This is a genomic window from Chimaeribacter coloradensis (genome assembly GCF_002858715.1).
GTDB lineage: Bacteria > Pseudomonadota > Gammaproteobacteria > Enterobacterales > Enterobacteriaceae > Chimaeribacter > Chimaeribacter coloradensis.
Window position 1 is genome coordinate 172727 of the sequence record NZ_PJZH01000004.1, and the last position, 21630, is coordinate 194356.

The 21630-nt window shown below is 58.5% G+C and carries 20 protein-coding genes; 12 read left to right on the top strand and 8 right to left on the bottom strand.

What is annotated here, in order from left to right:
* Positions 1-735: 735 nt before the first annotated feature.
* The 4 genes from CYR32_RS07115 (at position 736) to CYR32_RS07135 (ending at position 6613) form a co-directional block, all read left to right on the top strand.
* On the top strand, positions 736-1911 hold the full coding sequence (locus tag CYR32_RS07115) for a M20 aminoacylase family protein (RefSeq protein ID WP_101823701.1): 1176 nt from the start codon (positions 736-738) through the stop codon (positions 1909-1911).
* A 1508-nt stretch (positions 1912-3419) separates the two neighbouring features.
* Positions 3420-4046, top strand: coding sequence for a ParA family partition ATPase (gene parA / locus CYR32_RS07125; RefSeq protein ID WP_101823703.1), 627 nt, complete (start codon positions 3420-3422; stop codon positions 4044-4046).
* A gap of 2 nt (positions 4047-4048) precedes the next feature.
* Complete coding sequence (locus CYR32_RS07130; RefSeq protein WP_241523765.1) at positions 4049-4249, top strand: plasmid partition protein ParG; 201 nt, start codon at positions 4049-4051, stop codon at positions 4247-4249.
* Positions 4250-5620: 1371 nt separating this feature from the next.
* Positions 5621-6613, top strand: coding sequence for a replication initiation protein (locus CYR32_RS07135; RefSeq protein WP_101823705.1), 993 nt, complete (start codon positions 5621-5623; stop codon positions 6611-6613).
* Positions 6614-6803: 190 nt separating this feature from the next.
* Here the strand turns inward: CYR32_RS07135 and CYR32_RS07140 are convergent, their stop codons facing one another.
* Both CYR32_RS07140 and CYR32_RS07145 read right to left on the bottom strand, forming a co-directional pair.
* On the bottom strand, positions 6804-7436 hold the full coding sequence (locus CYR32_RS07140) for a LysE family translocator (protein WP_101823706.1): 633 nt from the start codon (positions 7434-7436) through the stop codon (positions 6804-6806).
* A 126-nt stretch (positions 7437-7562) separates the two neighbouring features.
* Complete coding sequence (locus CYR32_RS07145; protein WP_241523766.1) at positions 7563-8735, bottom strand: YbfB/YjiJ family MFS transporter; 1173 nt, start codon at positions 8733-8735, stop codon at positions 7563-7565.
* 96 nt (positions 8736-8831) lie between these two features.
* Between CYR32_RS07145 and CYR32_RS07150 the strand changes: the two genes are divergently transcribed.
* Entirely contained in the window at positions 8832-9704 is an 873-nt protein-coding gene (locus CYR32_RS07150) for a LysR family transcriptional regulator (protein ID WP_101823708.1), read from the top strand.
* Between the two features lie 287 nt (positions 9705-9991).
* Positions 9992-10891, top strand: coding sequence for an alpha/beta hydrolase (locus CYR32_RS07155; RefSeq protein ID WP_101823709.1), 900 nt, complete (start codon positions 9992-9994; stop codon positions 10889-10891).
* A 9-nt stretch (positions 10892-10900) separates the two neighbouring features.
* Here the strand turns inward: CYR32_RS07155 and CYR32_RS07160 are convergent, their stop codons facing one another.
* From CYR32_RS07160 to CYR32_RS07185, 6 genes are read right to left on the bottom strand one after another with little or no spacing between them, the layout of a single operon-like run.
* A complete protein-coding gene (locus CYR32_RS07160; RefSeq protein WP_101823710.1) occupies positions 10901-11845 on the bottom strand; it encodes an HpcH/HpaI aldolase/citrate lyase family protein in 945 nt (314 codons plus the stop codon).
* Between the two features lie 6 nt (positions 11846-11851).
* Positions 11852-12931 carry a cysteine protease StiP domain-containing protein gene (locus CYR32_RS07165; RefSeq protein WP_101823711.1) on the bottom strand — a complete coding sequence of 360 codons (1080 nt, stop codon included), beginning with the start codon at positions 12929-12931 and terminating at the stop codon, positions 11852-11854.
* Positions 12932-12940: 9 nt separating this feature from the next.
* Positions 12941-13753, bottom strand: coding sequence for an HAD family hydrolase (locus CYR32_RS07170; protein WP_241523767.1), 813 nt, complete (start codon positions 13751-13753; stop codon positions 12941-12943).
* Between the two features lies 1 nt (position 13754).
* Complete coding sequence (locus tag CYR32_RS07175; RefSeq protein ID WP_101823712.1) at positions 13755-14885, bottom strand: phosphoribosyltransferase domain-containing protein; 1131 nt, start codon at positions 14883-14885, stop codon at positions 13755-13757.
* Positions 14878-15924, bottom strand: coding sequence for an ATP-grasp domain-containing protein (locus CYR32_RS07180; RefSeq protein WP_101823713.1), 1047 nt, complete (start codon positions 15922-15924; stop codon positions 14878-14880). Before CYR32_RS07180 ends, CYR32_RS07175 begins: the two co-directional genes overlap by 8 nt.
* A 4-nt stretch (positions 15925-15928) precedes the next feature.
* The gene (locus tag CYR32_RS07185; RefSeq protein WP_101823714.1) at positions 15929-16315 is read right to left on the bottom strand and encodes a transposase; all 387 of its coding nucleotides are present in this window, start codon (positions 16313-16315) and stop codon (positions 15929-15931) included.
* A 671-nt stretch (positions 16316-16986) separates the two neighbouring features.
* On the opposite strand from CYR32_RS07185, the gene CYR32_RS07190 reads away from it, so the two are divergent.
* From CYR32_RS07190 to CYR32_RS07215, 6 genes are all read left to right on the top strand, one after another.
* On the top strand, positions 16987-17574 hold the full coding sequence (locus CYR32_RS07190; RefSeq protein WP_101823715.1) for a TerD family protein: 588 nt from the start codon (positions 16987-16989) through the stop codon (positions 17572-17574).
* A gap of 2 nt (positions 17575-17576) precedes the next feature.
* Positions 17577-18752: a TerD family protein gene (locus tag CYR32_RS07195; RefSeq protein WP_101823716.1), complete on the top strand. Its 1176-nt coding sequence runs from the start codon at positions 17577-17579 to the stop codon at positions 18750-18752.
* Between the two features lie 75 nt (positions 18753-18827).
* Positions 18828-19274: a tellurite resistance TerB family protein gene (locus CYR32_RS07200; RefSeq protein ID WP_101823717.1), complete on the top strand. Its 447-nt coding sequence runs from the start codon at positions 18828-18830 to the stop codon at positions 19272-19274.
* A 13-nt stretch (positions 19275-19287) separates the two neighbouring features.
* Entirely contained in the window at positions 19288-20328 is a 1041-nt protein-coding gene (locus CYR32_RS07205; RefSeq protein WP_101823774.1) for a TerC/Alx family metal homeostasis membrane protein, read from the top strand.
* 67 nt (positions 20329-20395) lie between these two features.
* A complete protein-coding gene (locus CYR32_RS07210; RefSeq protein ID WP_101823718.1) occupies positions 20396-20974 on the top strand; it encodes a TerD family protein in 579 nt (192 codons plus the stop codon).
* 71 nt (positions 20975-21045) lie between these two features.
* On the top strand, positions 21046-21621 hold the full coding sequence (locus tag CYR32_RS07215; protein WP_101823719.1) for a TerD family protein: 576 nt from the start codon (positions 21046-21048) through the stop codon (positions 21619-21621).
* Positions 21622-21630 lie beyond the last annotated feature (9 nt).

Sequence of the window (21630 nt, forward strand, 5' to 3'; positions counted from 1 at the left end):
TATAATGGCGCAGCCTGACGCAATGCCATTAAAAAACCGCTATTTTTCCCATTGATAACACAACATCCGCCACGGTGCTGCCGCGCAGAATTATCGACGCCATAGCACACTTCCCTGAACATTTTAGGGTTAATCTTAATTTTCCCTGTGTAACATGATCCCTTACTTCCGGCATAAAAGAGCACGCCGCGCTTCACCGGCCGCCGGGATAATCCATAAAGGGGATGCAACAGCCCACTGAGAAGGTGCAACCCTGCACCGGTACAATAATTATTGGCGGCCACCGTCGGGCTATATCAACATGCTGCCTGAACGGCACCGCCATTAGCAGAGCCGTCACACTTTATACATTTTTCCTGAAAATCATCTTGCTAAATCTGTTAATGCACCGGCAGCAATAGGGTACCCGGCGGGAAGGATTGGCTGACGCATTTTTACAATATCGGCCCGATCCCGCCGGGCGCGGCATTATCTCTTTTCACCTTAAAACCTGTGCCGGAAAAATGCTGACAGCGCCAGGTGATATAAGCAAAGAAAAGCCCAGGCATTTTTACCCCCTGGCTGGCTGAAAAAACGCCAGGCAGCGGGAAGAGATAAATTCGTTTCCCAGCCCTTTTCCCGTACTCTATGCTTGATACATTGCGTTAACGTGAGTTTATGGCCGCCCTCACCGTGTTGACGCCATTGATACCTGCCCTTATCCGGGCCTGATAATAAGCAGACAGGAGCCTTGCCATGACACTCTCACGCGCGCTGATCGATGAAGCCATTGCCTGGCGCCACCAGTTTCATGCTTGGCCTGAGCTTGGTTTTCAGGAGCATAAAACCGCCCGGCAGATTGCTGCTTTGCTGAAAACCTTTGGGTGTGAGGTTTACAGCGGCCTGGGCGGTACCGGCGTAGTGGGAACGTTACGTAATGGCCCCGGCCCGGTTATCGGCTTCCGGGCCGATATGGATGCCCTGCCGATTGCCGAGAACGCAGACCTGCCCTATGCGTCACAAATCCCCGGCCAGATGCACGCCTGCGGCCATGACGGCCATACGGCGATGTTACTGGCGGCGGCGAAATATCTCAGCCAGACACGCCGCTTCAGCGGCACGCTGCACCTGGTGTTCCAGCCGGCGGAAGAGAACCTGGCAGGGGCGCGCAGAATGATTGAAGAGGGCTTATTCCGCCTGTTCCCGATGGAGGCCATTTTTGGTTTGCATAACTGGCCGGGATTGCCCCTGGGGCATGTCGCGTTAAACAGCAGCGCGATGATGGCCTCCTTGGATACCTTTGAAGTCACCCTGACCGGCAAGGGCTGCCATGCCGCGATGCCGGATGAGGGCGCGGACCCGCTGGTCGCGGCCGCAGAGCTGATTCTGGCGCTGCAAACCATTCCTGCACGGCGGCTCTCCCCGCTTGATTCTGCCGTCATCAGCGTGACGCAGCTGAGCGCAGGGGAAGCGATCAATGTCATCCCGGAGCAGGCCGTGCTCAAGGGCACGGTGCGCTGTTTGCAGTCCCCGGTGCGCGATCGGGTTGAAAAGCTGATTGGGGAGTTCGTCACCTACCTGCCCCAATCTTTCGGGGTGCGCGGCAGCATGGACTATCAGCGTGGTTACCCGGTGACCATGAACCATGCCCACTGGGCGGAACAGGTATCCCGGGCCGCGCAACAGGCGGTCGGGGAGTCCAACGTGACCTTTGGTATTAATCCGTCGATGGCGTCTGAAGATTTCGCTTTTATGCTGCAAGCCTGCCCCGGTGCCTATTTCTGGCTGGGCGCTGACGGTGCCTGCCCCTCCCCTTCCCTGCACAGTGCCCACTATGACTTTAATGACAATCTGATGGAGACCGGTATTACCCTGTGGACAACCCTGGCCGAGCAGCTGATGCCGGTTAAAAAGCAGGACACGCCGCGCTAAGATAATCCTGTAATCCTGTAATCCTGTAATCCTGTAATCCTGTAATCCTGTAATCCTGTAATCCTGTAATCCTGTAATCCCAGGATGGCGGGTTTTATGGGCATGTCCAGCCTTATCTTGCCAGCATTACCTTCATCCCATGAAATCTTTCCACATGAAGATAAAGAGCGCGATAACTGCCTGAATAGTGTCACTCCAGAAAATGCACCTTCTCAGGTGCACGTCTTTTACGGGGCTGACGCATTGAGAAAGATAGGTGGAAAGATTTCCTGTTATACCGTTCCGGCATCCCAGGATACTGGGATACCAAGATACTGGGATGCTGGGATGCTGGGATGCTGAGATGCTGAGATGCTGAGATGCTGAGATGCTGAGATGCTGAGATGCTGAGATGCTGAGATGCTGAGATGCTGACCAGCATGGTGTCAGGCGATCGCAGAAGCAACCTGTTTTTAACGCAGCGTGCTGAGTATCCTGGCATCCCAGCATCCTATAATCCTGGGATGCCAGGATTATAGGATGCTGATAGCAACTATCATGTTCCCCTTTCCGCCGACACCTTCCCTGCCCCTACAGGAAATTCCTCCACATATCGCCGTGCCGGCAGCCATCAGGTGAAGGAACCGCCCGCTCTTTTCTCCCGCTTTACGGTAAACGAAAGTCTTGGTGATCACCTCAGCCCCGGACAGGCGCGGGCCTTTAGGCGGTTATTTCTACAGATTTTCCTCGCTTTTTTTATTTTTTTCTGAGCCATTTTGCCCTGGGGATTTGCCCCCCTTCCTGGCGCTGCTTTCCTGAAACACCGTCTCAGCCGCGCTGTACACTAAGCCCGGGTGCCTCGAAGATCATCCTGTTAATGATTTTCCTGCTAAGCCATCGTTTAGGTGTGCAGGGTGCCGTGCCCTTAGCCAAGGATGCTGAAAAAATAAGAATGATGAGAAAAGCGATTTATCACTGAAATTGCCCCGGTTTTCTCTGCCAACGTGGAGCAAAATCATGGTTAAAAAAATGTGATTTTGAGGGGGGTAAGCAGTACGTTGAAAAATGCGCCATGTGCAATTTGATTACATCTTTTCTTCACTCTGTTCACTAAACAGGCCTGGCGGGCAGCAAATTTATTCGCCCCGGCAGGCCCATCATCGGGGGAACCGGTGCCGGTGAAAGTGGCAGGGAAAGGAGCGCGACGGGCTTTTCCAGGCAACATTTTCCTGTCAACAGCCTCTTGGGCGGTTTGTTACAAATGCCTGGTTATCACGGCCTGATCCGGGCCTCTCAGGATTCCAGGATTCTGGAATCCCAGGATTATCGCGGGCTATTTTATGCTACAAATGCAGGCTATACGGGCATTTGCCCCAGGATTCTGGAATCCCAGGATTATAGGATTCCAGAATCATATGATTGAACAGCGTGTTAACTTTTATTATAGTGATGGCCTGATCCGCCATCCTGGAATCCTGGGATTACGGAATCCTAGAATCCTGGAATCCTGAGATTATTAAGGTGAGCTCATGGCAGCAAAAATCATCTCTTTCCTCAACGGAAAGGGTGGGGTAGGGAAAACCACCACGTCCATCAACATCGCCACCTGTCTGGCGCGGCAGGGCCACAAGGTGGTGATGGTGGATACCGACCCTCAGGGCAGTATCAGCAACTGGTACGAAGAGGAGAAATGCCTGTTTGATCTGGCGGAGGCGGCGTCTGAGAAAGAGGTCTATACCGTTCGTAAGCAGCTCAAAGAGTATGACTATGTGGTCATCGACGGGGCAGCGGCGATCTCAGCAATCTCTTCTGCCGCGGTCATGGTGAGCGATCTGGTGCTGATCCCTGTTACCCCCTCACCGTTGGATTTTGCGGCCTGTGGTGCGATTCTGGCGGTGGTTGAGGCGCGTGAAAACCTGCAACCTATCATCGCCCGCTTCCTGATCACCAAAAAAGTGGCGTCAGCCAAGATGCTTGACGTGCTGAAAGAGTCGATTGCGGATACCGGCGTTCCGGCGCTGAAGACCGGCACGACCCAACGACAGGTCTATATCCGCACCATGCTGGACGGTGGCACGGTTTTTGATACCACTGACGGCAATGCCAAGGGTGAAATTGAAATCATGACCAAAGAGATTCTGGAGCTGCTCAATTGAAAATGAAACTGGGTCAACACAAACAGCTGTCTACGGCCCTGGATGCCGTGGCAAAGCCTTCTGCCGCGCAGAAGAAACTTCAGACCAACATTGACGAGGATCTTCACCGCCGTTTCAAGACGACCTGCTTCATGAAGGATCGTGAAATGCGTGACGTCCTGACCGAGTTGATCCAGGGCTGGCTGGCCCATAACGAGCAGTAATTCTCTCCCAGGGCCGCTCTGGCCCTGATGTTCTGAAACGCCCGATCCCCCCTTCAGAACTGAGATCCTGCCTTAAACGATCGCTGTTTGATCCAGGATCATCATAATGGTTTGTTTCTTTTTTAGTTTAGATCTTTCTCTTTAAGGCCCCTTTTTCGCATTTAAGATCAAAGGATTATAACGCGATATGTGGAGAGATTTCATGCCACACGTGGAGAGATTTCATGTTATATGTGGAGGGATTTCATGCTTAATGTGGAAAGATTTCCTGTGGATAACTTGATGATCTTGCTAAGTTTTTATATGTGGAGTTTTTTCCTGTTGATAACTTTTGCCAAATCCGGATCATTTTGCCTCTTTTTTAGCTATTTGTTGCAGTTTTGTTTTTTAGCCGGATCCTCCAGGGTGGAGAGATTTCATGCTTCCGCGCCCGCCTGAGCCCCTTTTTTCAGAACAGTGCTGTTACCGGATCGTTTTACATATTCTCTTAATAACCGGTTAAAAATTAACCCGTTTTCTTGATCGGGGAAGGGAACATTATCCAGCCTGCTCTCAGACAGTTCTTATGTGGAGAGATTTCCTGCTGCGTTTTTTGGCACTTACCGGGAAAGTGAAAAGCGCCTCTTCAGATGTACACTAAGCCCGCACCCCCTCAGCCTGACAGAAACCATCATGTGGAATAATTTCCTGTCTAATTTCTTCGCCTCATAGGTGGAGAGATTTCATGTTGCCTGTGGATGGCTTTTCTCTCCCTGCAACGCGATGTTGTTACCGCGATACGTGGAGTGATTTCCTGTTAGTGAGCACCCGGTTTTACGTGAACCCGTAACCTGATCGTACGTGGAGAGATTTCATGCCCCTGGCAGGGCGGGAAAGGCGGCGAAGCACAGGGATGAGAGCTGGATTCCATAGGTGGAGGAATTTCATGTTGTGCGGTTCGCCTATCGGCGCTTCCGATCACCGCTTGCCTGAACCCACTGCTTAGAGCAAGGCCGCCGGTTATGTGGAGAGATTTCCTGTTAGCGGTGCCGCTTTCTGCGGGTTGCACGCCGGCCTGAACGATATGTGGAGGGATTTCATGTGCGCGGGGCAGGGGGGCTTAACCGGCTAAGCCGCGGGCCATGATTGTGCCGACCGGGTACCAGGGCCAAAGGTGGAGAAATTTCCTGTTGTTTTGGGGAGGAAAAAAGCACAGCCGGGTAACATTCCCTGAACATCCCAAAAACCTTATGTGGAGGAATTTCCTGTCCCTGAAAAACGATCCTCGCTAAAATTAATTGTAATTCAATCAGTTACACGGGCTGTTTTTTCTTTACGCCACTATTTTTTATGTGGAATAATTTAAAGACATTCCACTTAGGATCCTGCTTCATGGAACTCAACAAACTGACTGTGGTTCAGGGTAACGATCTCCTGGAGGGCGCGTACAGCGTCACGCTGGATGAGATGCGGTTACTCAACCTGGCGCTGGCGCAAATTGACAGCAGGAAACCTCAACCGGATACCCTCTACCGTCTTTTTCCGCAGGATTATCAGCGCATCTATGGGGTCAACCCTTCAAGCAGCCACCGGCAGTTGCGCGAAGCGGCGGAAAGCCTGATGAAAAAGCCGGTCACCATCTATAAGCCCGATGGCAAAACCGGCAAAATCCGCACGGTGCAGCTCTCCTGGTTTTCACGCCTGGAGTATGTCAGCAGCGATGACCACAGCGCCGTGGTGCTGCGGTTCGGCCAGGACGTTGCCCCTTATCTTTATGAGCTGAAAGAGTCCTTCACCAAGCTCAACTTCACCAACATTGCCAAGCTCGACACCCCTTTTTCCGTCAGGCTTTATGGCTGGCTGATCAAGGCGAAGAACCTCTATGGCCGCCGCAGCACCAAAGCCATTGAGGTGACGCTGGATCTCGCCTGGATGCGTGAAAAGGCCGGGCTGGCAGGAAAATATGAGGACTACCGCGACTTCCGCCAGAAGCTGCTGGAGCCGACCATCAACCGCATTAACGCCAATACCGATATCTCCGTGGTCTGGGAACCGATTAAAAGCGGCCGCACGGTGATTGCCGTGAAATTTGCCTATATGGATGAGTCCTGCCCGGAAGCCACCAAACCGCTGCGCCCCCGTCTGCCGCGCCGCCCGCGGGCGACGGTCGGGTCTGATATGGAAGGCGAGTGGGCGCGCAACTGTATTGAAATCTTTGAAGAGTACCGTGAGAAGCTGCTCGCCTATGACAAGGCGGAAAAGGTGGCCCTGCCGGATCTGCGCAAGCTGGCGGGCTGGTACAAAACCATTGGTGACAAAGTCAGCCAGAAAGCGGTGATGGCGGAAGTGAACGCCCGCTGCAAACGCGCGCCCGCCAAGGGCTGAGCGGGGCCGGGCGAGCGGCCCGATAAAAACCATGCAAGGTCTCACCCAAGTAACGCACAGAGTTATCCCCCGTTTCTGTGAATAACTTTAGCCAAACCGCAGAATCTCAGAAAATTCAAGTGAAATATCCCAAAGCGGGCAGATCAGCACCTTGTGCTGGCACCCGCTTTCCGCACGCTTTTCCACACCATTAACTGCGGTTATCAGCGGCCATCCGTAATGCCAGCGCGGCCAGTACCGTGCCCATCAGCCAGCGCTGCACGCGCAGCCATAACGGCCGCCCGGCCAGGAACGTTGCCAGCGTACCGGCGCAGAGGGCGATCGCCGCATTCACCGTCATGCTGATGGCAATCTGGGTCACCCCCAGCGTCACGGATTGCGCCAGCACATGGCCGTGAGCCGGCACAATAAACTGCGGCAACAACGAGAGATAGAGCACCGCGGCTTTCGGGTTCAGCAGGTTGGTCACCAGCCCCATTAGAAACAGGCGGCGGGGGCTGTCCGGTGTCAGCGCCCGGAGCTGGAATGGGGAGCGCCCGCCCGGTTTCACCGCCTGCCAGGCGAGATAGAGCAGATAGATCGCCCCACCGATGCGCAGGGCGTCATACGCAAAGGGCACCGCCATCAACAGTGCGGTAATGCCCAGCGCTGCGCACAGCATATAGAACACAAAACCCAGCGCGACCCCGGCCAGGGAGATCAACCCCGCTTTTCGCCCCTGGCAGATCGAGCGTGAAATCAGGTAAATCATATTGGGGCCGGGGGTGAGCACCAGGCCCAGCGCAATCGCCGCAAACGGCAAAAGTTGTGTCATCTCAATCATCTGCACTCTCTCCTGTGTGAAAGCACTATATAAAGAGATTCTGAGCCCGGCGCGCAACCGCTTTCAGGAAGGCGGTGAAAATACAGCATAAAAAAGGCCGCGAAGGCGGCCTGAGAGGATTTAAGGTTAATTGCCGGGCTGTTCACAGCGGGCGTCCGCTGCCGCCGTGGCCGCAGGGCGGTTCCACGCCGTCACCCCGGCCGCGAGTAACAGGCCCGCGGCGGCCACCCCCAGCGCAGGTGACAGGGAACCGAACAGGTGAACGCTGGCGGAAGAGACCAGCGGGCCGACCAGTTGCCCGGTGGCGTAGCCGGTCGTGAGGATGCCCACCACCTGCGCCGTCTGGCTGGGGGCGATTTCACGGCCCATCCGCATGGCGAGCTGCATAATGGCGAGGAAGCCCCCGCCGGTCAGCAGCGTCCCCATCACCAGCCCGCCGGTGCCGGGCAGGGCGACGACCGACGCCACGCCCAGCGCCTGCAATACCAGCGTCAGCGTCAGGCGAATCCGCGTCGGCAGCCCGGTGCCGAGGAAGATCACCGCCATCACCCCTGCGATGGCCGCCAGACCAAACAGCGGCCAGAACAGCGCCGCCAGCGTGCTGTGGGGGAACATCACATTCGCCAGCTGTGAGAGAAAGGTCGCGGGCAAAATGTAGCCGAAACCGGCCAGCGTATAGGTCACCAGCAGCTTCTTCAGCGCGGGGGACCAGCGGAACGGCGCGTCGTTGGCCGCCTGCGCCCGGTGGATCTCCTGCGGTAATTCGCCGCGCAGGCAGAGGCCAATCAGCAGCGCGACGCCGCCGTAAATCAGCCAGCCCTGGGCGGAGGAGGCGTGGTAATGGGCCAGGACAAAGGCCAGGATCCCGGTCAGCATAATGCCTGCGCCCGGGCCGCTGAATACCGCGGCGGACAGGCGGGGTGCCTGCGCCGCCGCCAGCCGGTCTTGCGTCCAGGCGGTGATCAGGATCAGCGCCCAGGCCCCGCCCAGCCCGGCGATAAACCGCAGGATCGCCTGGCATAAAAAGTCATGGGTGAACGCGGAAATCAGCGTCGCCGCGATAGTGGCCCATAACCCGATGCGCAAATGCCGCGCATACTGTTTGCGCAGCCGCATGGCGTACACGGCCCCTACCAGGTAGCCGATATAGTTCATCGAGGCCAGCAGCCCCGCTGAGGAAAGGGATACGCCATGCTCTTGCAGCATCAGCGGCAGCTGGGGCGTCAGGGAAAAACGCCCCATGCCCATAACAGCGATAAGAGTGAAAAACCCGGTCAGGGCAACACGGATAGGTGACACAACGCTTCTCCAAAAAAGATGACTGCGGCAGCCTATCTGTTGGAGTAATTCTTGTATAATGAATAATAATTAAAAAGTTGTTCTCTGGAGAAGAATATGGATTTCACGCAACTGGAGTATTTCCGGGCCGCGGCGATGCTGGGGTCGATCACCGGTGCCGCCCGCCAGTTACACAAGGTGCCTTCCAATATCACCACCCGCATCCGGCAGCTGGAAGAGGAGCTGGGCTGCCAGCTCTTCATCCGCGAGAAGCAGCGGATCCACCTCTCTGCCGAGGGCAAAAATTTCCTCGGCTATGCCACCCGGCTGCTGGAGCTGGCGGAGGAGGGCAGGCGTTCAATCCAGCGCCAGGAGCCGGGCGGGCTGTTTACCCTGGGGGCAGTGGAGAGCACCGCGGCCATCCGCCTGCCGGACGTCATGGCGGCCTATCACAACCGCTACCCGAACGTGACGCTGGAGCTGTTCACCGGCCTGTCAGATGAGGTCACTGAAAGCGTGATCAACTGGCGTTACGCCGCCGCCTTTACGGATGTGATGCACCTGCCGCCGGAGCTGGAGGGTATTCCGCTCTATAAAGAGAAGATGGTGCTGATCTCCGCCCACGACCATGCGCCTATTCACGGCCCGCAGGATGTCACGGAGGATGCGGTGTTTGCATTCCGCAACACCTGCTCTTACCGGCGTCGGCTGGGGAAATGGTTCGATGAGGGTAAGGTGCAGCCGAAGCGGATTGTGGAGATTGAGTCCTACCACAGCATGTTGGCCTGTGTCAGTACCGGTGCCGGGATTGCGCTGATCCAGGAGTCTGTATTGCAGACGCTCCCGGGCGCGGCGCGGGTCACGGCCCATGCCCTGACCGGGGATAATACCGTGGCTGATATCTGGCTGATCTGGCGTAAAGGTACCCGCAATACCAATCTTGATGCGCTGATCGGGCTGCTTGACCGGCAATATCCGGACGCCGGATAATCCTGTAATCCTGTAATCCTGTAATCCTGTAATCCTGTAATTATAGGATTGCAGGATTCTGTGACAGTATGATTTTATCATTCTGGGATTCTGGGATTCTGGGATTCTGGGATGCTGGGATTCTTCGCCCGCCACCTTTCTCTCTCAATCTAAATGAGAATTATTAGCACTCTGATTGTGCCCTGTGCTACTGTTTTCGCCGCCTGAAAACCGGTTTTACCTATTGGCGTAAAAACGTGGCCGAGCGTTGGCTGCGGACGCAGCCGCCACCCACAGGGAGCAACATCATGCGCGCACTTTTTCTTCTGCTCGGGCTTTGCCTGAGCACCTCCGCACTGGCCGGCGAGGCCTATACCTTACCGGATTCGCAGGTTGAAACCCTGGCCTCCGGCGCAGGTGACTACCAGATCATGACCTATGTGCCGCCGGGGAAACCCCCGGCGGAGGGCTGGCCGGTGATCTACCTGCTCGACGGCAACGCGGCCTTTCCCCTGGCGGCGGGCATGATGTCTGCCGACAGTTGCGCGCGCTGCGTGATGCAGCCGGGGGTGATTGTGGCGGTAGGGTATCCGGGTGCATCGCGAAGGGACGTGGACTACCGCCCGGCGACAGCGCAGGTCGCCCTGGAGAGCAACCCGGCAGGCGGCACCTACCCGCCGGGCGCGCCGGGCAATGCCCAGGCGTTCTATCACTTTCTTGAAACCAGGCTGAAACCGCACATTGCCGCGCAATGGCCGATCAACCCGCACCAGCAGGCGCTGTTCGGCCACTCTTACGGCGGGCTGTTTGCGGTCTATGCCGCCCTGACGCATCCGCAGGCGTTCCAGCACATTTATGCTGCCAGCCCCTCGGTATGGTGGAATAACCGCTATCTGGAGACGCTGGCCGCCCAGACCCTGACGCAGCCCGCACCCGTCTGGCCGGAGAAGGTACGGCTGACGGTCGGGGAATTTGAGCAGTCGCTTCAGCAGAGTGAAATGGCCCTGCCGGAGAAACAGCGTGCACAGCTGGCGAAGCACCGCGCGCAACGGGCGATGGTGGACGGCGTACGTCAACTGAGCTGGACGTTACAACGCGCCCCCGGCGGCAACGCGCATGTGAGCTTTATGCTCTACCCCGGCCAGTCCCATCAGACGGTCATGCCCCCGGCGTTGCAGGATGCGCTGCTCGACCACTTCGGCCGCTGAGGCAGTGCATTACCCGGCGTGGTTAATGCGCTCCGCGTCGGGCGGGGTGGGGTCGGCATAGCCATATTTCTGGCCGAGCTGGATGATGCGATGCGCCCAGTTAAGGTGGGTGGCCGGCTCACACATCGCCCCGTCCGATTTAAACACCGCGCTGTCGGCGTTCAGGATACGCAAGGCCTCCTGATAGTCGCGCGGGGCTACCTTTAAGGCACCGTGGATAATGGCGATCTGGCTGGGGTGGATGGCGGTTTTCCCGACCATGCCGTGCAGCATGTCCTGTTTCAGCTCACGGCGCAGCATCTCCGGCGAGTCGATGAGTTCACACACCGGCGAGGTGAGGGCGAAACCGCGTGATCCGAACACGCTGACCAGCATTTTAATCACGTAACCGAGCGGCCCCTCATACAGCGTATGCTCCCGGCTGCGGCGCAGCCCCAGCACGCTCATCAGGTCGTTACCGCCGATGCGCAGGGCCAGCACCCGGTCCGCCGCACGCGCCTGCAAGGCATCGGCCAGCGCCTGCATCCGGCTGACGTCATAGACCTGGGCATCCTCCAGCGTCGGCATCCAGCGCAGGTGAGTGTTGGCCGTCAGCGCCAGCCAGGTGTCCAGGGAGTCCAGGTTAAATTTCGGCAACACCAGCCCATCAATGGCCGCCAGATTCAGGGTGTCATCCTGGATCAGGGTGGCCGCCATGCCGGCGTGGCGCGGGCGGATGAACAGCAGCGGCCCATCACCGCGCGCGCCGGTGGCGGCCAGCGCGCTCAGCGTGCGGCGCAGGTTGGCCAAGGCCTGCGGAATATCGCGATCCAGCACTGCGTCCTCGAGGCAGATCACCATCGACAGCAGCTCCGGGTATTTGCTGCCGCGCGCGATGGCGGTCAGCTCCGGGTGGGTGGCGGGCACATACATGGTGGCACCCAGATCGTTTGGCGTAATCAGTTTCATGTTCATCTCCTGTCAGGCCACTTTCCTGATAATGGTCACCGCGCGGTAGACGCCCAGCGCTTCCCCTGCCTCTTCCACCCGGATGCCCGCGCTTTCGGCCAGATGCACCAGCAGCGCCACATCCGCATCGTCCCGGTGGCTCACCAGCACATGTTCCGGTACCCGGCGCATCACGGCGCGGGTCGCCTCCGCGATGCCCGGCTTGATGCGGTTCAGGGAGTCCACCTGGTAGGACTCGGCCAGCATGGTGATGACGCGCTGGCTGAGGTGGCGCAACATGGTGCGCCGCTCTGCGTCGGGCCGCGCCGCGACAGCCGGCTCAGGCAGCGCGGCGCGCAAGGCGTCAACCTCTGCCACAAAGGCCCGGCTGATGTCGTGCGCCTGAAGATGCCCGCAATACATCGACCCGTGGAAACCGCTGTCGCGCCAGAGTGAGCGGCTCATCAGGCCGGAGACCGGCGCACCCAGAATGCCGAACGGCATCAGCCAGTCCTCGCCGGAGGCGGAGAGCCAGGCACAGCCGCCGGGGTCAGCCAGCACCGCCAGCCGCGGCGCGTGCCGGAACGCCGGGTAAACCGCCAGGGAGCGGGTCAGCTCGCGTGAAATCGCCCCTTTGCCGGTCCAGCCATCCACAAACACTACGCCGTCGCTGCCGTGGCGGGTGGTGATGTAATCCAGCGCCGCGTGGTCGATGCCGCGATCGCGGATAATGCTGACGCCGTAATGCACCGCCTCCACCCCCAGATCGCGCAGGGCGTGAAGCAGGCAGACGCCCAGCGGCACCCCGGCCCGCACCAGCGACACCAGCACCAGCGGCCGGGCGCTGATCTGGGTCGCCAGCCCCAGCGCCAGCGACGCCACCTCACCGGCCAGCCGCGGGCCGAACTGCGCCATCGCCTGCCGGTAGATCGCCTGATGTGCCGCTGACGGGGACGGCTCCTCAGAGAGCATCTCGGAATAGTGTTTCTCGCCGCGCTGGATCAGGCGCTCTTTTTCCGCCACCGGCGTATAGTCCACCGCCACGGGCGACAGTAAAAACTGCACATCGTCCGGCGCATAGGCCCCGGAAAACGGGGGAAGGGTTGTGTGCATACTCTCTCCTTACGCTGACGCGCCCGGTAACACAGCCTGCAGGGCGGCCAGCAACTGGCTGCGTTGCGGCAGCGCCAGAAAATCACACTGCTGCATAAAGCTGAAATCGGTCAGGCTGTCGCCGAACCCCAGAACCGGGCGATCCGGCGCGGCGGCGCGCAGGCGCGCCAGCAAAAAGCGCACGGCGTGGCCCTTGTCGATGCAATCGGGCAGCCAGGCCACATTGTTGCCGTTCCGGTGGACATAAAACCCCGACAGGTCAAAGGTGCTTTCCACCCAGTCGGCATAGCGGTTCAGCGCCTCCAGGTGCTCACTGTTTCTGACCTTCATTACCAGATAGATCGGAATGCCGTACTCTTCATTCATCCGGCACCAGCCCGGCTCCACCGGCAGGGCGGCGTCACACGCCTGCGGGTCGGCCAGCATGGTGTTGAGGTGCTGCGCCAGCGCGGCCAGGCGCGGCTGGTAAGGCAGTAGTGCGGTGGTGATATGGCGCTGCCATTCGGCATCCGCCACGCCTTGCGGCGTTAAAATCACCGCGCCATGGGTGGTGACGGCGTAAGAGTCAAACGGGATGCAGACCCGTGCCAGCTCCTCCGTGCCGCGCGCGGTCACCGGAATGGTTTCAGCCTGCGCCAGCATCCACTGCACCAGGTTCGCCTGCCGCGCCATCATAAAACTGCGCGGGGCCAGTTCGCGGTCAAGCGCACCGGGCTGGGCTTTCGCCTGTTCAGCCGGGTCAGGGATTTTGCGCATCGTCTGGAACAGGGTGTCATCCAGATCGGTAAAGAGGATGGGGCGCATCGGGTGATCGTGCGGCATGTCAGCCCTCATGGAATTCAAGTTGCGGGAAGTGCGCCAGAAACGCGGCGTCCCAGGCGGCGGCCGGGGTTTCTGAACAGAGGATCACCCGGTCGTAGTCGGCAGGGTTCACATTGTAGAGGTACATCGGCACCCCCAGCCCGTAGTTGTCCTGGAAGCTGAAGGCGCTGCGCATTGCCAGCCCCAGCGCCACCGGCGAACGGGTGGTGGAACCAAACCGCACATGCGCGCCCTGGTTCTCCAGCCACTCCGCCAGCATAAACGGCTGCCAGACATACTCCCCGGAGCCGAGCACCAGAATGCGCTCGCCGGGGCGGGGGGCCGGGGTGTGCAGCAGGCGCGTGGCGTCCCGCACCCCGGTGCGCCCCCAGCAGGCGGCCAGGCTGTTCAGCGGCTCGCTGCCGCGCGCGGTGATATTGACCTGCGGCATATCCAGCGCGGGCGGCTGTTCCGTTGCCGCCCAGTGCCAGCGGCCGGTGGCCAACGAGACGGCGGTGACCGGCGGCGTAAATTTGCCGTCCAGCGCCCCGGCAGACCAGTCGGTCAGCGTCGCCGTGACGATCTGTTCAAGCTGATCCAGCCCGGCACCGCGCAGCGCCTGATAAAGGTTCAGGAAGGTTTTGCCGGTGGTGGCTTCATCATCCACCATCACCAGGGTGCGGGCGCGGCGCACATTCTCCCGCAGCTGCGGGTCAGTGGGCTGATGCACCAGATGAGCGGTGGCGTGGCTGTGCTCCTCTTCAAAGCGGCAGAGCAGCTCACCGCCCAGCGGGTGGCGCGTGGTGGTGAGCAGAACCGCTTCCTCACCGCGGGCGCGCAGCACGGCATGCACCCCGGCTGCCAGGCCCACGGCGGTTTCCGCCATGCCGGTCACCAGGATCGGGCCGGGCAGCCCGGCGGGGATGCGGTCTGCCAGGTCGCTGAACGCTTTGCGCATCAGGCTGGGCGCACAGGGGATATGCCGCCCCAGCACTTTACTGACGAACAGGAACGCGCGGCGTGGGTTACGCCGCTGCGCCATGGAAAACAGCGTATCGGCGCTCCAGCCGGGGCGGCAGAACAGGTCGAGTGACATGGTGCCGGCGGGCAGTTGCGCCTGAAAATGCTCTTCATGGCCGTTGGGATTATGCATGGGGTGACTCACTGGCAGGAACCGGGATGGCTTCATCAACAATACGCACGGTGGTGCGGCGCAGCGACTGCGGCATCAGCGGCAGCCCCAGCCGGCCGGCCATCATGATCGCCGGCAGGTTGATGCCGCTGTGCAGGCCGTAGCCCACCCCGCCGCTCGGGCGCAAATTACACTCCAGCACCCGCGGGCAGCCCTGGTCGTCGGCACGGGTCTGCACATTGATCAGGCCGTCCGCCTCAAGTTGCTCCGCCACGCGGCAGGCCAGTTCAATCTCCTCGCCGTGGTCAAACAGCGTCTGCACCGGGCCGTTTTTGCGCCGCCCGAGCGCCGCAATTACCCGGCCGCGCACCGCGACCAGATCAATGCTGCTCTCCGGCCCCGGCAGGTAGGGCATCACGATCATCGGCGCTTTCAGCCCGCCGCTCTCTTCCAGGGCGGAGAGGTAAGTCGAGGTGCGGATGCGGCGCTGGTCAGGGTCGCTCAGCATCAGGCTGGCCGGGGCATCATCATCCAGCCGCCAGTAGCCCAGGCCATAGATGCCGGTGTTGGGTTTAATGCAGAGGCGCGGCCAGTCCGCTTTCAGGGTTTGCAGGGCGTGGCGCAGCGCGTCAAGGGTGTCGACCCGCACCGCCGGGGTGTGGGGGATCTCATGCGACGCCAGCATTGCCGTAAAGGCTGCCTTGTCCTCGGCCAGCGTCAGAAAACGGGCATCGCGCACGCCGGTGATCAGGGTCACCCCGGCTGCCTCGATCGCCTGGCGCTGCTGTTCAAACCAGGCAGAGGGTTTGCCGGTGTGAATCACCCGGACGCCGTACCGTTCGGCCGTCGTCAGCACAAAGTCGAGTTTTTGCGCTGTCTCTGTGGGTTCACGCAGGGCGACGTCTGCCGCGGCGTCGATCTCCGGCCGGTACTGGCGGTGGGAAACCAGCACCTGTAACGCCTGGCCCTGCGCGCCGCGCCACGCATTCTCCCGGATGGCACGCCGCAGCCCGTCTGCAATCGTACGTTGTGATGAAAAGCCTTCCATCAGCCATATCATGGTGTTATTTCTCCCGCCGGTTTTTGGCAATTAACGCAGTCAGGGTGGCGGGGGCGTCCGGTATGTCACCCAGCGAATGCACGCCGTAACCCCGCAACCATAAGCCCGCTTTTCGGCGGCCGGTCAGCTCGCCCAGTTGTTTGGCACTGTGAGTTTTCAGCACATTTACCAGCATGGAAATTTCCGTGCCCGGCACCATAGTGATCAACAAAGTTACCCCCGCTTCGAACAGGCCGACCTGTTCCACGGTAAAGGATAAATTGCGGGCACAATGGGGGAGGATGTCTTGCAAAAGCTGCCGCTCATCCTGCTGCACACTATCGGGTGCATCGAAGGCAAAAGTGAGCAGCATCTTAATATCAAAGATATTGTATCTATTGGCTTTTGGCATTGTTGTCCCTGCCTGCAATCACAGGAAAATAATCTGCCAACCAAATAAATTCTCCGGGCAATTTGCCGGGGGATTATACTCAGCTGTAACGATGATCTCTTTCCGCTGAAAATGCGCTAAGAAGTGGTGTCCATCTTTATAGTTGGCGGGATAGTTAGCAGCGGGCGCAACGCTATTTACTTTTCTTTTCAAATTATGTCAAGAAATGTATATTTAATTCTGTTTTCTGGAATATAAATTCCATTTTTAGGCGTAAATCCCATAAGGAAAGGTGACTTAATTCATATTTCCGATGAATGAGTTACTAATTAATTAGATGATCTACAAGGTTTTCGTCTTATTTTTTTAAGATTAACTGATTGGATTACATAGCTTTACAATCGCATCACAGATTTTTATGTTTATTTGTCACGCGCGTGACTGTTTCTCCACTCATTATTTCATTTGTGGTCAGTTTTTCTTGGTTAATCATTTAATATGTAAATCAATAAACCATGCCTAAACAACATCACCTAAATCTTGTAATACTGTCGCCAGCATCATGTTACTTACCTGGCCATTGTCGGATTTTTGTTCATCTCTGCGGTGACGTTGTATGAAATAAAAAATTCACAAAGTGGCCATGTCAGCGGCTTATTTAACCGCTTACCTCTACAGCAAGGAGTTTCGCTATGGCTATTTCGCTGAGTAAAAACCAATCCGTCTCATTGACCAAGGAATCCGGGGCGGCGGTGACCGCCGTTCATGTCGGGCTGGGCTGGGATGCGGTAAAAAGCAAAGGCATTTTCGGCATGTTTGGCGGCGGCGGCGGGGATATTGACCTCGACGCCTCCTGCCTGATGCTCGACAGCGCAGGCCGCGAAGTGGACACCGTCTGGTTCCGCAAACTGGAATCGAGTTGCGGCTCGGTGATCCACAGCGGTGATAACCGCACCGGTGCCGGTGACGGCGACGATGAAGTGATCACCATTAACCTGCGGCGCGTACCGGCCGAGGTGCATCACCTGGCGTTCACCGTTAACAGCTTTACCGGCCAGAACTTCACGAAAGTTGAAAATGCCGGTGTGCGTATCCTCGACCAGTCGAAGAAAGAGCTGGCGAACTATAACCTCGCGCAAAAAGGCGAACACACGGCGCTGTTCATCGCCTCGCTCTCCCGCCGGGGCGATGACTGGCAGTTTAAAGCGCACGGCACCCCGGCCAATGGCCGCACGGTTGAGAGCATGATCCCGATGATCGTGCGTGAAGTGGTGGGCTGATCATGACAACGCAACTTATCGCCGGCGGCAATGCCGCCCTGCCGGAAACCACGGTGATTGTGCGCATCAAGAGCGGTGTGGCGGCGGATGTCTCCGCCTTTCGCCTGAACGATCAGGGCAAAACCCGCGTTGATGATGATTTCGTGTTTTACGGCCAGAAGCAGAGCAGCGACCGCTCCCTGATCCTGCTGACGGAGGGGGCGGTCAGCGCCTTCTCCGTGAACCTGTCAGCACTGCCGGCCGATGTGCAGAAAGTCGCCTTTACCATTACGCCGGAGGGCAGCCAGTCGGTGCAGGCGCTGCGCACCCTGGCGGTAGGCGTGGAGTACAACGGCCAGCCGCAGCTTAACGGCGACGTTGACCTGGCCGGGCGCACTGAGGCGGCTCTGATCCTCGGCGAGCTTTACCGCCGCAACGGCGAGTGGAAATTCCGCTTTGTCGCCCAGGGGTTTAACGGCGGGCTGCAACCGCTGGCCGAGCACTATGGCGTGACCATCGATGACTCGCCGGAAGAGGCCGCGCCTGCGCCTGCGCCCGCCCCGGCACCGGCCGCCAAACCGCAGCCCATCAACCTCAGCAAAGTGACGCTGACCAAAGAGCAGCCGACCATCAACCTCACCAAGCCGGTCAACCTGAGCAAAAGCCAGGGCTTTGGCCGCATCCGCGTGAACCTGAACTGGAACCGCGGCAGCGGCGGCGGCTTCTTTAATAAGCTGAGCGCCATTGACCTCGATCTCGGGGCCTATGTGCGCTTTAAAAATGGCGAGAAAGATCTGATCCAGGCGCTCGGCAACCGCTTTGGCCGTTATGACCAGTTCCCCTATGTGCACCTGGAAGCGGATGACCGCACCGGCTCCCGCACAGAGGGCGAGTGGCTGAACATCAACGGCGCGCAGTGGGATGAGATCGCGGAAGTGGTGGTGTTTGCCTTTATCTACAAAGGCGCGCCGAACTGGGCGAAAACCGACGGCGTGGTCACCCTGCAACTGCCGGAGCAGCCGCCGGTGGAAACCCGCCTCACCGAGGGCGGCACCCGCCACACTATGTGTGCCATTGCCCGCCTGGAGAACCAGAACGGCACCCTGAAGGTCGAAAGACTGAACGAGTATTTTGCCGGCCATGAGCCGATGGACAAAGCCTACGGGTGGGGATTCAACTGGCGGGCCGGCAGCAAATAACCTGTATCACTTTGCGGTACCTGAGAATACGCCGCGCATAACCACGCGGCGCATAACAACAAAGAGGACAAAAAAATGTTTGATTGGGCAAAGAATAAATTCAACCAGGGCCGTGACACCTTCCTGACTGAAGTCAGCCGTTATAAAGGCAAAGATTTCATGCAGGGCTGCGTGGCGGCCGGGACGTACATGGCCTTCGCTGACGGCGTGGTCACGCCGCAGGAGAAGCAGAAGCTGATCAAGTATTTCGAAATCAGCGACGCGCTGAAAGTCTTCAGCACCGAAGAGGTGATCCGCGAGTTCCAGAAGCTGTCGGAGAAATTTGACTTCGATCTGGACATCGGCCGCTCTGAGTGCCTGAAAATCATCGGCAAACTGCGCAACAAGCCGGACGAAGCGCGCGCGGCCGTGCGCCTCGGGGTGATGATCGCCAAAAGTGATGCCAATTTCGACGAGGCCGAAAAGCAGGCGCTGGTTGAAATCTGCAATGAGTTGGGCCTGAAGCCTGACGAATTCTTTTAACAGAGAGTAAATGATGGAATCTACCCTGATTGGTTTCCCCATTGAGACGGTGATCGTCTTTGTGGTGCTGGCGGTTGCCGCACTGCTGATTGACCTGCTCGCCCACCGCGGCGACAAGGCCATCAGCCTGAAGAGCGCGGCGCTCTGGTCGTTGTTCTGGGTGGCGACAGCACTGGGCTTCGCCGCTTTCCTGTATGTTCACCACGGTAAGGAAGTGGCCAGTCTGTTCGTCACCGGGTATGCGCTGGAGAAAGTGCTCTCCGTCGATAACCTGTTCGTGATGATGGCGATCTTTGCCTGGTTCAAAGTGCCGGACGGCTACCGCCACCGCGTACTGTATTGGGGCATCATCGGGGCCATCGTTTTCCGGGCAATTTTTGTGGCGATCGGGGCCGGCCTGCTGATGCTCGGCCCGTGGGTCGAGATGCTGTTTGCGGTGATTGTCGCCTGGACGGCAGTGATGATGCTGCGCGCCGGTGACGACGACGACGAGATCGAAGACTACTCCGATCACCTGGCCAACCGGCTGGTGCGCCGTTTCTTCCCGGTCTGGCCGAAGCTGGCCGGTAACCGCTTCCTGCTGAGCTCGCAGGAAGTCAGCGCGGAGCTGGAAAAACCGGAAAACAAAGGCTTTGCTTTCACGGTGAAAAAGGGCGCCCGCTACGCCACGCCGCTGCTGCTCTGTGTGGCGGTGGTGGAGCTGTCCGACGTGATGTTCGCGTTCGACAGCGTCCCGGCAGTGATCGCCGTGAGCCGCGAGCCGTTAATTGTTTATTCGGCGATGATGTTTGCTATCCTCGGCCTGCGTACCCTCTACTTCGTACTGGAAGCGCTGCGTAAATATCTGGTGCATCTGGAGAAAGCGGTCATTGTGCTGCTGTTCTTCATCGCCTTCAAACTCGGCCTGAATGCCACAGATCACCTCTGGCACCACGGTTACGGCATCAGTGCCACCACCAGCCTGTATGTGGTGCTGGGGGTACTGGCGCTGGGCATTCTGGCCAGCGTGCTGTTCCCGGGCAAAGAGGCACCGGCAGACGATAGCCGGGGCTGATCGGGCGGGTTAATTCACTCTCAGATGGGGGGAACGCCCCCCATCCTATTCACGACAGGAGAACCACATGGGTGTATCACTTTCCAAAGGCGGTAACGTTTCTTTAAGCAAAACTGACCCGAGCCTGAAAAAAGTCCAGGTGGGGTTGGGTTGGGATGCCCGGTCAACGGACGGCCAGGATTTTGACCTGGATGCCTCAGCATTCCTGCTGCAGGCCAACGGTAAAGTAGCTCAGGACAACGACTTTATTTTCTACAACAACCTGCGCTCCAGTTGCGGCTCGGTGGTGCACCAGGGCGATAACCGTACCGGTGCAGGCGACGGCGACGACGAGACGCTGATTGTGGATCTCAGCCTGGTGCCGGCCACCGTGGATAAGATCGTGTTTACCGTCACCATCCATGACGCCAACACCCGCCGCCAGAACTTCGGCCAGGTCAGCAATGCCTTTATCCGCCTGGTCAATGCGGAGAGCAAAAACGAAGTCACGCGTTATGACCTGCAGGAAGACAGCTCAACCGAAATTGCGATGATCTTCGGCGAGCTTTACCGCCACAACGGCGACTGGAAATTCCGCGCCGTTGGTCAGGGCTTCGCAGGCGGCCTCTCTGCCCTGTGCGGCAACTTCGGCATCAACGCCGCATAAGGCGCAGTTCACAACTTCTCCATGCCGCCGCTGGGGCGGCATGTATTCAACTTCATGATAAGGAAGAGATTATGGCAGTTTCACTGAAGAAAGGCGGCAACGTCTCCTTAACCAAAGAAGCCCCCTCGATGAAAACCGTGCTGTTCGGTCTGGGCTGGGATTCCCGTAAAACCGACGGCAGCGCCTTCGACCTGGACGCCTCCGCGTTCATCGTCGGCGAAGATGAAAAAGTGCTCTCCGACGCGAGCTTCATCTTCTTCAACAACAAAACCAGCGCCTGCGGCGGCGTGGTGCACCAGGGCGACAACCGCACCGGCGAAGGCGCGGGCGACGATGAGCAGCTGCTGATCCACCTGGATAAAGTTGACGCTAACGCCAAGAAAGTGGTGTTCGCGGTGACGATCTATGAAGCAGAAGAGCGCAAGCAGAACTTCGGCATGGTGACCAACGCCTTCATCCGCGCAGTCAATAACGATGACCAGACCGAGCTGGCGCGTTATGACCTCTCTGAAGATGCCGCAACCGAAACTGCGATGATCTTCGGTGAACTCTACCGCCACAACGGCGAGTGGAAATTCAAAGCGGTCGGCCAGGGCTACGAAGGCGGCCTGCCGGCGCTGGCAAAAGGCTTCGGCGTTAATATCTAAGCCAGAAAG